Annotated in this window: 11 protein-coding genes; 5 read left to right on the top strand and 6 right to left on the bottom strand. The window is 54.6% G+C overall.

Features of this window, described 5'->3' with window-relative positions; all coding sequences use genetic code 11:
• The first annotated feature begins 14 nt into the window (after positions 1 to 14).
• Together carB and SK51_RS00785 are read left to right on the top strand one after the other, a co-directional pair.
• A complete protein-coding gene (gene carB, locus SK51_RS00790; protein ID WP_022647013.1) occupies positions 15 to 3,239 on the top strand; it encodes a carbamoyl-phosphate synthase large subunit in 3,225 nt (1,074 codons plus the stop codon).
• A gap of 182 nt (positions 3,240 to 3,421) precedes the next feature.
• On the top strand, positions 3,422 to 3,655 hold the full coding sequence (locus SK51_RS00785) for a YgdI/YgdR family lipoprotein (protein ID WP_023305421.1): 234 nt from the start codon (positions 3,422 to 3,424) through the stop codon (positions 3,653 to 3,655).
• A 49-nt stretch (positions 3,656 to 3,704) separates the two neighbouring features.
• Here the strand turns inward: SK51_RS00785 and SK51_RS00780 are convergent, their stop codons facing one another.
• Positions 3,705 to 6,710 carry an autotransporter family protein gene (locus tag SK51_RS00780; RefSeq protein WP_379949790.1) on the bottom strand — a complete coding sequence of 1,002 codons (3,006 nt, stop codon included), beginning with the start codon at positions 6,708 to 6,710 and terminating at the stop codon, positions 3,705 to 3,707.
• A 362-nt stretch (positions 6,711 to 7,072) separates the two neighbouring features.
• On the opposite strand from SK51_RS00780, the gene kefF reads away from it, so the two are divergent.
• The 3 genes from kefF to folA all read left to right on the top strand — a co-directional run bounded on the left by kefF (position 7,073) and on the right by folA (position 10,055).
• On the top strand, positions 7,073 to 7,603 hold the full coding sequence (gene kefF / locus SK51_RS00775) for a glutathione-regulated potassium-efflux system oxidoreductase KefF (RefSeq protein ID WP_023305423.1): 531 nt from the start codon (positions 7,073 to 7,075) through the stop codon (positions 7,601 to 7,603).
• Positions 7,596 to 9,461, top strand: coding sequence for a glutathione-regulated potassium-efflux system protein KefC (kefC, locus tag SK51_RS00770; protein ID WP_022647016.1), 1,866 nt, complete (start codon positions 7,596 to 7,598; stop codon positions 9,459 to 9,461). The genes kefF and kefC overlap by 8 nt, the downstream gene beginning before the upstream one ends.
• A gap of 114 nt (positions 9,462 to 9,575) precedes the next feature.
• On the top strand, positions 9,576 to 10,055 hold the full coding sequence (gene folA, locus SK51_RS00765; protein ID WP_003856431.1) for a type 3 dihydrofolate reductase: 480 nt from the start codon (positions 9,576 to 9,578) through the stop codon (positions 10,053 to 10,055).
• 39 nt (positions 10,056 to 10,094) lie between these two features.
• Here folA and apaH read toward each other — a convergent pair whose 3' ends face one another.
• The 5 genes from apaH to surA are packed head-to-tail and all read right to left on the bottom strand — an operon-like array spanning position 10,095 to position 14,419.
• Positions 10,095 to 10,943 (bottom strand): bis(5'-nucleosyl)-tetraphosphatase (symmetrical) ApaH, encoded by an 849-nt coding sequence (gene apaH / locus SK51_RS00760; protein WP_022647017.1) that lies wholly within the window; start codon positions 10,941 to 10,943, stop codon positions 10,095 to 10,097.
• Positions 10,944 to 10,947: 4 nt separating this feature from the next.
• Positions 10,948 to 11,325, bottom strand: coding sequence for a Co2+/Mg2+ efflux protein ApaG (gene apaG / locus SK51_RS00755; RefSeq protein ID WP_003856425.1), 378 nt, complete (start codon positions 11,323 to 11,325; stop codon positions 10,948 to 10,950).
• Positions 11,326 to 11,328: 3 nt separating this feature from the next.
• Entirely contained in the window at positions 11,329 to 12,150 is an 822-nt protein-coding gene (rsmA, locus tag SK51_RS00750) for a 16S rRNA (adenine(1518)-N(6)/adenine(1519)-N(6))-dimethyltransferase RsmA (RefSeq protein ID WP_022647018.1), read from the bottom strand.
• Positions 12,147 to 13,133: a 4-hydroxythreonine-4-phosphate dehydrogenase PdxA gene (pdxA, locus tag SK51_RS00745; RefSeq protein WP_022647019.1), complete on the bottom strand. Its 987-nt coding sequence runs from the start codon at positions 13,131 to 13,133 to the stop codon at positions 12,147 to 12,149. Before pdxA ends, rsmA begins: the two co-directional genes overlap by 4 nt.
• Positions 13,133 to 14,419: a peptidylprolyl isomerase SurA gene (gene surA / locus SK51_RS00740; protein WP_003856417.1), complete on the bottom strand. Its 1,287-nt coding sequence runs from the start codon at positions 14,417 to 14,419 to the stop codon at positions 13,133 to 13,135. The genes pdxA and surA overlap by 1 nt, the downstream gene beginning before the upstream one ends.
• Between the last annotated feature and the right edge of the window lie 46 nt (positions 14,420 to 14,465).

Here is a 14,465-nt window from a genome sequence, read left to right as displayed (position 1 = left end):
GAGCTGAGAAGACCATGCCAAAACGTACAGACATAAAAAGCATCCTGATCCTTGGCGCTGGCCCGATCGTGATCGGCCAGGCCTGCGAATTTGACTACTCCGGCGCGCAGGCGTGTAAAGCCCTGCGCGAAGAGGGGTACCGCGTCATCCTGGTCAACTCTAACCCGGCCACCATCATGACCGACCCGGAAATGGCAGATGCGACCTACATTGAGCCGATTCACTGGGAAGTGGTACGCAAAATTATCGAGAAAGAGCGTCCGGATGCGGTGCTGCCGACCATGGGCGGCCAGACGGCGCTGAACTGTGCACTGGAGCTGGAGCGTCAGGGCGTGCTGGAAGAGTTCGGCGTGACCATGATTGGTGCAACCGCCGACGCGATTGATAAAGCAGAAGACCGTCGTCGCTTCGACGTAGCAATGAAAAAAATTGGCCTCGACACCGCGCGTTCCGGTATCGCACACAACATGGAAGAAGCGCTGGCCGTCGCGGCTGACGTGGGCTATCCGTGCATCATCCGTCCATCATTCACCATGGGCGGCACCGGCGGCGGTATCGCCTACAACCGCGAAGAGTTCGAAGAGATTTGCGAACGCGGTCTGGATCTCTCCCCAACCAAAGAGCTGCTGATTGATGAATCGCTGATTGGCTGGAAAGAGTACGAGATGGAAGTGGTGCGTGATAAAAACGACAACTGCATCATCGTCTGCTCCATCGAAAACTTCGATGCGATGGGGATCCACACCGGCGACTCCATCACCGTTGCGCCAGCTCAGACGCTGACCGACAAAGAGTACCAAATCATGCGTAACGCCTCGATGGCGGTACTGCGTGAAATCGGCGTGGAAACCGGCGGCTCGAACGTGCAGTTCTCGGTGAACCCGAAAACCGGCCGTCTGATTGTTATCGAAATGAACCCGCGCGTGTCCCGTTCCTCCGCGCTGGCCTCCAAAGCCACCGGCTTCCCGATTGCGAAAGTGGCGGCGAAACTGGCGGTGGGTTACACCCTTGACGAGCTGATGAACGACATCACCGGTGGCCGCACGCCAGCGTCCTTCGAACCGTCCATCGACTACGTTGTGACCAAAATTCCTCGCTTTAACTTCGAGAAATTCGCCGGCGCGAACGACCGTCTGACTACCCAGATGAAATCCGTTGGTGAAGTCATGGCGATTGGCCGCACGCAGCAGGAATCCCTGCAAAAAGCGCTGCGTGGCCTGGAAGTGGGCGCGACCGGCTTTGACCCGAAAGTCAGCCTGGACGACCCGGAAGCACTGACCAAAATCCGCCGCGAGCTGAAAGACGCGGGCGCAGAGCGTATCTGGTACATCGCCGATGCCTTCCGTGCGGGCCTCTCCGTCGACGGCGTATTTAACCTGACTAACATCGACCGCTGGTTCCTGGTGCAGATTGAAGAGCTGGTGCGTCTGGAAGAGAAAGTGGCAGAGCTGGGCATCAACGGCCTGGACGCAGACTTCCTGCGCATGCTGAAGCGTAAAGGCTTCGCCGATGCGCGTCTGGCTAAACTGGCGGGCGTACGTGAAGCGGAGATCCGCAAGCTGCGCGACCAGTATGACCTGCACCCGGTTTACAAGCGCGTGGACACCTGTGCGGCAGAGTTCTCGACCGATACCGCGTACATGTACTCCACCTATGAAGATGAGTGCGAGGCGAACCCGTCCGTCGACCGCGACAAGATTATGGTGCTGGGCGGCGGTCCAAACCGTATCGGCCAGGGCATTGAGTTCGACTACTGCTGCGTGCATGCCTCGCTGGCGCTGCGCGAAGACGGTTACGAGACCATCATGGTCAACTGTAACCCGGAAACCGTCTCGACCGACTACGACACTTCCGACCGCCTCTACTTCGAGCCGGTTACGCTGGAAGACGTGCTTGAAATCGTGCGCATCGAGAAGCCGAAAGGCGTGATCGTGCAGTATGGCGGCCAGACTCCGCTGAAGCTGGCGCGTGCGCTGGAAGCAGCAGGTGTGCCGGTCATCGGCACCAGCCCGGACGCGATTGACCGTGCGGAAGACCGCGAGCGTTTCCAGCAGGCAGTTGATCGTCTCAAGCTGAAACAGCCGGCGAACGCCACCGTGACCGCGATTGAAATGGCCGTTGAGAAAGCGAAAGAGATTGGTTACCCGCTGGTGGTGCGTCCATCCTACGTACTGGGCGGCCGTGCGATGGAAATCGTCTATGACGAAGCCGACCTGCGTCGCTACTTCCAGACGGCGGTGAGCGTTTCCAACGATGCGCCAGTGCTGCTCGACCGCTTCCTCGACGACGCGGTTGAAGTCGACGTTGACGCTATCTGCGACGGCGAAATGGTGCTGATTGGCGGCATCATGGAGCACATCGAGCAGGCTGGTGTGCACTCCGGTGACTCCGCATGTTCTCTTCCTGCGTACACCCTGAGCCAGGAGATTCAGGATGTGATGCGTCAGCAGGTGCAGAAGCTGGCCTTCGAGCTACAGGTTCGCGGCCTGATGAACGTTCAGTTCGCAGTGAAAGACAACGAAGTTTATCTGATTGAAGTCAACCCGCGTGCGGCACGTACCGTACCGTTCGTCTCTAAAGCGACCGGTATTCCGCTGGCGAAAGTGGCGGCGCGCGTGATGGCTGGCCAGACGCTGACTCAGCAGGGCGTCACGAAAGAAATCATCCCGCCGTACTACTCGGTGAAAGAGGTGGTGCTGCCGTTCAACAAATTCCCGGGCGTTGACCCACTGTTAGGGCCAGAGATGCGCTCTACCGGGGAAGTGATGGGCGTGGGCCGCACCTTCGCAGAAGCGTTTGCCAAGGCACAGCTGGGCAGCAGCTCCACCATGAGAAAATCGGGCCGTGCGCTGCTCTCCGTTCGCGAAGGCGATAAAGAGCGCGTGGTTGACCTGGCCGCCAAGCTGCTTAAACAGGGCTTCGAGCTGGATGCAACCCACGGCACGGCAATTGTGCTGGGTGAAGCTGGGATCAACCCGCGTCTGGTGAACAAGGTGCATGAAGGTCGTCCGCACATTCAGGACCGTATCAAGAATGGTGAGTACACCTACATCATCAACACCACCGCAGGTCGCCAGGCGATTGAAGACTCCAAGCTGATTCGCCGCAGCGCGCTCCAGTATAAAGTGCATTACGACACCACCCTGAACGGCGGTTTCGCGACGGCCATGGCGCTGAATGCGGATGCCACCGAGAAGGTGATTTCGGTGCAGGAAATGCACGCTCAGATTAGCAAGTAATCTGCGTAGGCCCGGCTAGCGTTAGCGCCGCCGGGCAAGTGGCGGGTGGCGCTTCGCTTACCCGCCCTACGGTTTTCTTTACCCATCTTAAGAACCTTCTGGTTTTTCATCCGCTTTCAGTCAGTTAGCCTAAAATGGTTAGGTCGATAACGAAAATTCAACTGAGAGCAGGGGAAAACACCATGCAAAATAAACTACTGATCGCTTCCGTTCTGACTGCCACTGCAATGTTCACCGTGGCGGGCTGTTCGTCAAATCAGGCCGTAAAAACCACCGATGGTAAAACTATCGTTACTGACGGGAAACCGCAGGTGGATGACGATACCGGTCTGGTATCGTACAAAAACGCCGAAACCGGTCAAACTGAACAGATTAACCGTGACCAGGTTAAATCAATGGGTGAGCTGGATAACTAAAAAAAAGCAGTGGCACATGCCACTGCTTTTTTTGCGTCAGAATGATCGATTACCAGCGATGGTTTAACAAAATATGACCGCCGTAAGCGGCATAGCTGTTTTCACCCCACTCACCGCTGGCACGCAGGGAGATCGTTGTGGTTTCGTTCAGGTTGCCGGTTACGCCCAGCTCTAACTGACCACGATCTTCTGGCGTATCGTTGCTGACGGTTTCGTCATTGAATGCCAGATCGTTTTGACCAGCACCTTTCAACCAGTTAACTGCGACGTATGGCTGCCAGGCCTTGACGTCCTTCTGCTGGAAGTAGCTTGCTTTAACGCCAAGACGACCAAAGACGCTGTCATTGTCCAGCGTGGTTACGCGTACGCCGTCGCGATCGGTGTGATTTTCCTGATCGAGATAGCTGTAGATCACCTGCGCCTGTGGCTCGATCTTCCATGTACGTTCATTTTCAGACTGGATAACCCACGCGTGGCCGACTTCAACAGACGCGGCGAAACCTTCGCTATCGTAATCTTCATCGTTACGATTGCTGGTGACTTTGTTGTTGTACCAGCTATAAGCGGCCCAGGTATCAACGTAGCTGCCCAGACGTAATTTCTGATCTTCCTGCCAGGTGGCGTACAGCCCAACATTGAAGCCATCAACTTTACCCTGTGCGTCACGCACGTTGTGCTTCGCATCAGAGTGGGTCTTCGCCTGGCCTGCACCGAACATACCACCGGCACGCAGGATGCCGTTATCCATTGGCTTGCTCATGAAATCGCTGCCGACTTGCAGAACGGTGGTGGTGGTGTCGTAGCTGACTTTATCGCCACCCGCATCGTTCTCATGATAGCGACCCTTAACGTACATCCAGGTGTTCAGATCGTCTTCATTGCGGAAAGTGAGCTGGTCGCGATCGTCGCGCTTATGCAGGAACATGCTCTGCGCGGCAAGGTAGTTACCTAAGTAAGCACCCACTTCAGGTGCCATAACTTCCGGGGCACTGTTACCGCCGTTATCGGTGTTGCCGCCGTTATCGGTGTTGCCGCCGTTATCGGTGTTGCCGCCGTTGTCGGTGTTACCGCCGTTATCGGTGTTGCCGCCGTTATCGGTGTTGCCGCCGTTGTCAGTGTTGCCGCCGTTGTCGGTGTTACCACCGTCATCTGTGTTACCACCGTCATCGGTGTTACCACCATTATCGGTGTTGCCACCGCCGTCGGTGTTACCGCCGTCATCATTATTGCCACCGTCATCGGTGTCGTCGGAAGGATCATCAGAAGGCGTCGCCTTTGATTCCAGATACCAGTTTCCGTCACTGTGCTGGTAGAGGTTATATTCCCAGGCGCCTGCGACGACCGGTTTTGCCAGCGTCAGCTGGGCTTCGGAACTGCCGCCAATGCTGACAATTTCCATACCGTTAATGGTTTGCGCGCCTGCGCCACCAATGTTGGTAATGCTGACGCCGGACTGACCGAAGCTGCTGCCCGTAATGGTGAGGTGGTCAGTTGGTGAGTTATCTTCACCCAGAGTGCTGTTCATCACAATCTGGCTACCGTCAGAGCCGGTGTAGTCGCCATTAATCGTAAAATTATTGCCAACGCTATTATCAGCCGCACTCAGCAACAGCGTGCCGCCATTAGCCACGTTGCCGTTGATGGTATCAACACCGGAAGCGCTGAGCGTGGAATTACCCTGGACTGCATTCCATGCCGCCAGCGTACCGCCGCTAAGAATCGCGATGTTGTTGTTCACTTCGCCTGCGGTGGCAAAGGTCGCACCGTTTTCAACGGTAACGGTGGCGTTACTGCCCTTGACGCCGAGCGTTGCTCCGGTGGAGATAAGCGTGGTGCCACCGTGCAGAACCGTATTCCCTGTATAGCTATTTTTGCCTGTCAGGGTCAGCGTGTTGGAATCAACTTTTTCGACGTTACCGCTACCGGTCATGTCGGTGGCGAAAGTGAAATCGCTACCCTGATTAAAAATGACGGTACCATTGTTGGTGAGCCCACCGCTGAGCGTCGCAGTTTTTTCGCCATCGCCCAGTTGCAGCGAGGCGTCTTTGGCCACCCGCGTATTACCGGTATTCGATACCGCACCCGACAGGGTTAACGCGCCAGTCTCTATCAGCAAGGAGTCGCCAGAGCCAATAATGTCGAGATCGCCCGACAGTGCCCAGCTTTCACCCTCCATTTTTACGCTGGCAAAACCGTCGCCTTCATTCAGACCCACGAAGTTACTGTCTTCCGTACCGGTGCCGATCAGAGTGAGAGTGTTTCCCATGGAATTGGTGGAAATAACGTCACCGATAAGAGTGGAACCCGTATCAAGTACCAGGGTGTTATTTTTATTGCTGGCGAACATAATAGCCGCAGTATCGCCACTAATCGTTCCGCTATTTGTAATATCTACTTTTGCCGTATCTTTTACATTAATGCCGTTCTGGGTTCCTTGTACGGTACCACTGTTTAATATCTTTGTATTGCCAGTGCCTAGTGTGATAGCGTCACCGCTTGTACCAATAATTGCACCACTGTTATTAATACCAATGCCAGTCTGAGAACTCAGGCCTGTTTTTCCTTTTATCACTCCAGTGCTGGTGTTGGTAATATTTACTGCTGAGGAGCTTTCACTGACATAAATGCCATTTTCCGCACCGATGATATTTCCATTGTTGTTGAAATCGCCGAGTAATGACTGAATATTCACAGCATTCGCTGTGGTGGAAGAAATGGTTGCACCACTGTCATTGTTAATAACTACACGTTGCGCGCCAGTATTAATATCCAGGCCAGTTCCTGTACCGGAAATATTTCCTTTGTTAGTGACATTATCGATCGCAAACCCAGAGACCGATACCGCCGCTTCACTACCAGCGGAGGAGATCGTCACGTTTTTATTAATAATATATTCAGCATCGGCTGAGAAATCTTGAGGAACAGAAGTTGATTGGTCAATCGTTGCAGAAAATGCAACCGCAGGGGTGCATATCAACAAGGCAGGAAATATCTTTCCAAGAGTTTTGGTTGTATGATTTAATCTAAAGAAATTGTTGCTCATGTACACATCCATTTGAGTGAGAAGGAACATTAGATAACGTGCGTAAAACGTATTTAGTCCGTCTTAAAGCGTGAGCTTAAAACAAAAAAGCATAAAATTATTATTTTTTCAATGGGTTATGTACAGGTTGATTTATTAAATAATGACTTAAGTTTCTCTAAAAATATCTGATGATAATATGAATGGCCATAACTATTTTGTAGGATGAATTTGTCTCGCGTATCGCTCTTCGTGTTTAGCGCCACTGTCGCTGGTAAGGTGGGATGGGTTGCCAATACTTGCGTTTTACTTTTAACCGTTAGATAGCCCCTTTAAGTCGGGGTGGTAACTGTCTACACTCAATGCTACAAGAAAAGTAAAAGACAGGCATATTCATGGTTCTGATAATTTATGCGCATCCCTATCCGCAACATTCGCATGCGAATAAACGGATGCTTGAGCAGGCAAGGACGCTCGAAAACGTTGAGATACGTTCCCTCTATCAACTCTATCCTGATTTCAGTATCGATGTCGCCGCCGAACAGGAGGCGCTCTCTCGTGCCGATCTGATCGTCTGGCAGCATCCGATGCAGTGGTACAGCACACCTCCGCTGCTGAAATTGTGGATCGACAAAGTCTTGTCGCACGGTTGGGCATACGGACACAACGGCAAAGCGCTTCAGGGAAAAAGCCTGATGTGGGCTGTAACCACCGGTGGGGGTGAAAGCCACTTTGAGATTGGCGCTTTCCCCGGATTTGACGTGCTGGCGCAGCCGCTCCAGGCTACCGCCCTTTACTGTGGCCTGAACTGGCTTCCGCCTTTTGCAATGCACTGTACCTTTGTCTGCGACGATGAAACCTTGCAGGCGCAGGCTCGTCACTACAAACAACGCTTACTCGAGTGGCAGGAGGGGCACAATGGATAGCCATACGATGATACAGGCGCTGATTTACCTCGGCGCGGCGGCATTAATTGTGCCCGTGGCGGTCCGTCTGGGGCTGGGCTCGGTGCTCGGCTATCTGATTGCCGGGTGTGTGATTGGCCCTTGGGGCTTTCGGCTGGTGACGGATGCCGAGTCAATCCTGCATTTTGCGGAAATCGGCGTGGTGCTGATGCTGTTTGTGATTGGCCTGGAATTGGATCCGCAGCGGCTGTGGAAACTGCGCGCCTCGGTGTTTGGCGGTGGCGCTTTGCAAATGCTGGCCTGCGGTCTGCTGTTGGGCGGGTTCTGCATTTTGCTGGGGATGGAGTGGAAAGTCGCAGAGCTGATTGGCATGACGCTGGCGCTCTCCTCGACGGCGATTGCCATGCAGGCAATGAACGAACGTAACCTGACGGTCTCGCAAATGGGGCGCAGCACCTTCTCCGTACTGCTGTTCCAGGATATTGCCGCCATCCCGCTGGTAGCGATGATCCCGCTGCTGGCAACCAGCGGGGCATCAACGACGCTGGGGGCATTTGCCTTATCTGCGCTGAAGGTTGTCGGTGCGCTGGCGCTGGTAATTCTTTTGGGGCGCTACGTAACGCGTCCGTTGCTGCGCTTTGTGGCTCGCTCTGGCCTGCGCGAAGTATTCAGCGCCGTTGCGTTATTCCTGGTGTTTGGTTTTGGATTGCTGCTTGAAGAGGCTGGGCTGTCGATGGCGATGGGCGCTTTCCTCGCAGGGGTCTTACTGGCAAGCTCCGAATATCGTCACGCGCTGGAAAGCGATATCGAGCCGTTTAAAGGATTGCTGCTTGGGCTGTTTTTCATCGGCGTCGGGATGTCTATCGACTTCGGGACGCTGGTAACCCACCCGCTGCGCATCATCATTCTGCTGGTGGGTTTCCTGGTCATTAAAATGGCGATGCTGTGGCTGATTGCCCGACCGTTAAACGTGCCAAAACCGCAACGCCGCTGGTTTGCCGTGCTGTTGGGGCAGGGGAGTGAGTTTGCTTTCGTGGTCTTTGGCGCAGCGCAAATGGCAAATGTACTCGATCCGGAATGGGCAAAAGCGCTGACGCTGGCGGTCGCGCTGTCGATGGCCGCAACGCCAATTCTGCTGGTGCTGCTGACGCGTCTGGAAAAAACGGGAAGCGAACAGGAGCGAGAAGCCGATGAGATCGACGAGGAGCAGCCTCGCGTGATCATCGCCGGATTTGGCCGCTTCGGGCAGATCGCCGGCCGTTTACTGCTCTCCAGCGGTGTGAAAATGGTTATCCTCGATCACGATCCTGACCATGTTGATACGCTGCGTAAATTCGATATGAAAGTGTTTTACGGTGATGCGACCCGGGCGGACCTGCTGGAATCCGCCGGGGCGGCGAAAGCCGAGGTGCTGATTAACGCCATCGACGATCCTGAGACCAGCATGCAGATGGTTGAGCTGGTTAAAGAGCATTTTCCGCATCTGACCATTATCTCCCGTGCGCGCGATGTGGATCACTACATCCAGCTGCGTCAGGCGGGGGTGGCAGCCCCTGAACGTGAAACCTTCGAAGGGGCGCTCAAATCTGGCCGCATGGCGCTGGAAAGTCTGGGGCTTGGTGCGTATGAAGCGCGTGAACGTGCCGATCTGTTCCGCCGCTTTAACCATGAGATGGTGGAAGAGATGGTGGCGATGGCGAGCAGTACGGCAACCGAACGCGCAGCGGTGTTTAAACGCACCAGCACCATGCTGACGGAAATCATCAACGAGGATCGTAATCACCTGTCGCTGGTTCAGCGCCACGGCTGGCAGGGGACGGAAGAGGGCAAGCATACCGGCGATCCTGCGGATGAACCGGAGAGTAAACCCTCTGCGTGAAGTGGAGTTGCCAGCAATATTAAAAAATTTCTAATTCTTTACCCTGCCGCCAGTCGACGAAAGATTAAGCTTTCCGTATAGTGGCGGCAATTTTTTGCATCCGGGAAATTTTCAATGATCAGTCTGATTGCAGCGCTGGCGGTAGACCGCGTTATCGGCATGGAAAACGCCATGCCGTGGAACCTGCCTGCCGATCTCGCATGGTTTAAACGTACTACGTTAAACAAGCCGGTAGTGATGGGCCGCCTGACCTGGGAGTCGATTGGTCGTCCATTGCCGGGTCGTAAGAATATTGTGATCAGTAGCCAGCCGGGCACTGACGATCGCGTGCAGTGGGTGAAATCCGTTGATGAAGCGATTGCCGCCTGCGGCGATGCCGAAGAGATCATGGTGATCGGTGGTGGTCGCGTGTATGAGCAGTTCCTGCCAAAAGCGCAGAAACTGTATCTGACGCACATTGATGCGGAAGTGGAAGGGGATACCCATTTTCCGGATTACGATCCGGACGAGTGGGAGTCCGTATTCAGTGAGTTTCACGATGCGGATGCGCAGAACTCGCACAGCTACTGCTTCGAAATTCTGGAACGTCGTTAACGTTTTTATCCTCTCCCCAAAGGGAGAGGATAAACATCTTCAGGAGGCGACCGCCTCTCCCTCGCCTAAATCCAGCTGTCGGTTGGATGGCTGGACAAAGTAGGTTTTATCTTCCCAGCGTAAGCAGGTTAAATCCCCGCCCCAGCAGCATCCGGTATCCAGCGCATAGATATTTTCCGGGGTGCCTTTTCCTTCCAGTGATGCCCAGTGCCCAAATACCACGCTATATTCGTTTGTCACGGGGCCCGGAATCGCAAACCATGGCTTAAGCGGCGCAGGGGCATTTTCCGGCGTATCTTTGCAATACATATCCAGCTGCCCGTTCGGGAAGCAGTAGCGCATCCGCGTAAAAGCATTGGTGATAAAACGTAGCCGCGCCAGGCCGCTGAGGTCATCACTCCAGTTATTCGGCATGTCGCCGTACATCGCATCGAGGAAGAACGGGTAGGAGTCGCTCGCCAGCACCGCTTCGGCGTCGCGCGCACAGGTTTTTGCCGTCTCAAGATCCCACTGAGGCGTGATGCCGGCATGAGCCATCACCAGCTTTTTCTCTTCGTCAATCTGTAGCAGTGGCTGGCGACGCAGCCAGTTGAGCAACTCATCGGCATCCGGTGCTTCCAGCAGGGGGGTAATGCGATCTTTCGGCTTATTACGGCTGATCCCGGCGTATACGGCCAGCAGATGCAGATCGTGGTTGCCCAGTACCAGCCGCACGCTGTCGCCCAGAGATTTGACGTAACGCAGGACGTCAAGGGAGCCAGGGCCGCGCGCCACTAAATCGCCTGTAAGCCAGAGCGTGTCCTGCCCGGGAGTGAAATCGACCTGTTTTAATAATGCGATCAGTTCATCGTAGCAACCGTGAACGTCGCCAATCAGATATGTAGACATTAGATTAATGAATAAGTGTAGGTACGGCGAGACGGAACACAGGAATAGCAATGCGGAAAGCATTACCGTCGGCATCGACCATTTCGTAATGGCCTTGCATGGTACCCAGTGGCGTTTCAATGACCGCACCGCTGGTGTACTGATACTCTTCGCCAGGGGCGATATGGGGTTGTTCACCGACCACACCTTCACCCTGGACTTCAATTTCGCGGCCATTGCCGTTGGTGATAAGCCAGTAGCGCCCGAGCAGTTGCACAGGCATCCGCCCCAGATTGCGAATGGTTACGGTATAAGCAAAGACAAAACGTTCTTCATCCGGTGTGGATTGGGACTCAATGTAGACGCTTTGAACCTGAACACAGACGCGGGGCGAATCAATCATGGCTTAGCTCTCCTTCGGCGGCGCATTGTCGCTGATGTAATTAGCCAGCTTGCAGTAGTGCTCTACGGAAATATTTTCCGCACGCATTGCCGGGTCGATGCCCAACTCAGCTAACACGTCAACGGTAAACAGATTGCCAAGGCTGTTACGAATCGTTTTACGGCGCTGGTTAAAGGCTTCTGTCGTGATACGGCTCAGCACGCGCAGGTCTTTGACCGGATACGGCATCGTTTTATGTGGCACCAGGCGCACAACCGCAGAATCCACTTTTGGTGGTGGCGTGAACGCGGAAGGCGGCACTTCTAATACCGGGATCACGTTGCAGTAATATTGCGCCATCACGCTTAAACGACCATACGCTTTACTGTTCGGCCCTGCAACCAGACGGTTAACGACCTCTTTTTGCAACATGAAGTGCATGTCGGCAATGGCATCAGTATAGCTAAACAGATGGAACATCAGCGGGGTGGAGATGTTGTACGGCAGGTTACCGAACACGCGCAGCGGCTGTCCCATTTTTTCTGACAGTTCGCCAAAGTTCATGGTCATCGCATCCTGCTGATAAATCGTCAGCTTCGGCCCGAGGAAAGGGTGCGTTTGCAGACGCGCGGCCAGATCGCGGTCGAGTTCGATAACGGTCAGTTCGTCAAGGCGTTCGCCTACCGGCTCGGTCAGCGCGGCAAGACCCGGGCCGATTTCGACCATGGCCTGGCCTTTCTGCGGATTAATGGCAGAAACGATACTGTCGATCACAAACTGATCGTTGAGGAAGTTTTGCCCGAAGCGTTTACGGGCTAAGTGGCCCTGATGGACTCGATTAGTCATTGAGTATTAACAATCATTTTGATGGCGAGATTAAGCGCCGTGATAAAACTGCCGACATCCGCTTTTCCCTGGCCTGCCAGATCCAGCGCAGTACCGTGGTCAACGGACGTTCGAATAAAGGGTAAGCCGAGGGTGATATTCACCCCGCGACCAAATCCCTGGTATTTTAGCACGGGCAGACCCTGATCGTGGTACATCGCGAGTACGGCATCGGCTTTATCCAGGTATTTGGGCTGGAAAAGGGTGTCGGCAGGCAGTGGCCCGCTGAGGTTCATCCCCTTCGCCCGCATCTCCTCAAGCACCGGAATGATGGTGTCGATCTCTTCAGTGCCCATATGTCCGCCCTCACCCGCGTGCGGATTCAGGCCGCAAACCAGCACATGCGGCTGCGGAATACCGAATTTGGTTTGCAGATCGTGATGCAAAATGCCAATGATCTCACGCAGGAGTTCAGGCGTAATGGCATCCGGAATGGCTTTGATCGGCAGGTGCGTTGTTACCAGCGCAACGCGCATTGCTTCGGTTGCCAGCATCATCACCACTTTCGGGCTGTGCGAACGCTCTTCGAAAAATTCGGTATGCCCGGTAAACGGAATGCCCGCGTCGTTGATTACGCCTTTATGCACCGGACCGGTGATCAGGGCTGCAAATTCACCCTGAAGGCAACCGTCACAGGCGCGCGCCAGCGTCTCGACAACGTAGTGGCCGTTTTCGATGTGTAACTCACCGGGGACAACAGGTGCACGGAGCGGAACAGAAAGCAGGGTGAGAGTACCAGCCTGCTGCGGTGCGGGCTGTTGGCCTTCAACGTAAGGGAGGAGCGTTAAAGGCAGACCGAGCAAGGCTGCCCGGTCTTGTAACAGTGTTGCATCTGCGCAAACAACCAACTCTACCGGCCAGCTGCGCTGGGCGAGCTGAACCACAAGGTCAGGCCCAATCCCGGCGGGTTCGCCGGGAGTGATCACAACACGATGCGGTTTCATTAGTTGCTCAACACTTTCACGTAAGCGCTGGCGCGTTGTTCCTGCATCCAGGTTGCGGCTTCTTCAGAGAACTTACGGTTAAACAGCATGCGATACGCGCGGTCTTTCTGTGCCGCATCGGTTTTATCCACGTTGCGGGTGTCCATCAGCTGGATCAGATGCCAGCCGAAGGAGGAGTGCACTGGCGCGCTCATCTGACCCTTATTCAGCTTCATTAACGCATCGCGGAAAGCTGGATCGTAAATATCCGCTGCCGCCCAACCCAGGTCACCGCCCTGGTTTGCAGAGCCAGGATCCTGAGAGAACTCTTTTGCCGCTTTATCGAAGGTGGTTTTACCGCTCTTGATGTCTGCGGCGATTTGTTCCAGCTTTGCACGGGCCTGATCGTCAGTCATGATCGGAGACGGTTTGAGCAGGATATGGCGCGCATGCACTTCGGTAACCGAAATGTTCTGGCTCTGACCGCGCAGGTCGTTCACTTTCAGAATGTGGAAGCCCACACCGGAACGGATTGGACCGACGATGTCGCCTTTCTTCGCCGTGCTCAGCGCCTGGGCAAACAGGGATGGCAGCTCCTGAATACGGCCCCAGCCCATCTGGCCGCCTTTCAGCGCCTGCTGGTCAGCAGAGTAGGTGATCGCCAGTTTGCCGAAGTCATCGCCATTACGCGCCTGCTCAACGATAGCGCGCGCCTGACTTTCCGCCTCAGCCGCCTGATCGGAGGTTGGGTTTTCCGGCAGTGGGATCAGGATGTGGCTCAGGTTAAGTTCAGTGCTGGCATCATTCTGATTACCCACCTGTTTCGCCAGGGCATCCACTTCCTGAGGCAGGATGGTGACGCGGCGACGGACTTCATTGTTACGCACTTCTGAAATCAGCATCTCTTTACGGATCTGATTACGGTAGGTGGCATAGCTGATGCCGTCATAGGCCAGGCGGCTACGCATCTGGTCCGGGGTAATGTTGTTCTGCTTTGCAATGTTGGCGATCGCCTGATCGAGCTGCTCGTCAGAGATCTTCACACCCATTTTCTGGCCCATTTGCAGGACAATCTGATCCATGATCAGACGTTCCAGGATCTGGTGGCGCAGCGTAGCGTCATCCGGAAGTTGTTGACCTGCCTGGCCCGAGTTGAGCTTTACAGATTTCATCAAACCGTCAACGTCACTTTCAAGCACGACGCCGTTGTTAACCACAGCCGCGACTTTATCGACAACCTGTGGGGCCGCGAAGCTGGTATTCGCAACCATAGCGACACCGAGTAGCAGCGTTTTCCAGTTCTTCATACTTTTTCCATTTCAATTAACCGCAAAGCGGATTACGTTGTAAATC

Source organism: Enterobacter sp. MGH85 (genome assembly GCF_001037655.1).
Lineage (GTDB): Bacteria > Pseudomonadota > Gammaproteobacteria > Enterobacterales > Enterobacteriaceae > Enterobacter > Enterobacter intestinihominis.
Note: the sequence above shows the minus strand (reverse complement) of the source record. Positions and strands in the feature narration are given on the sequence as shown.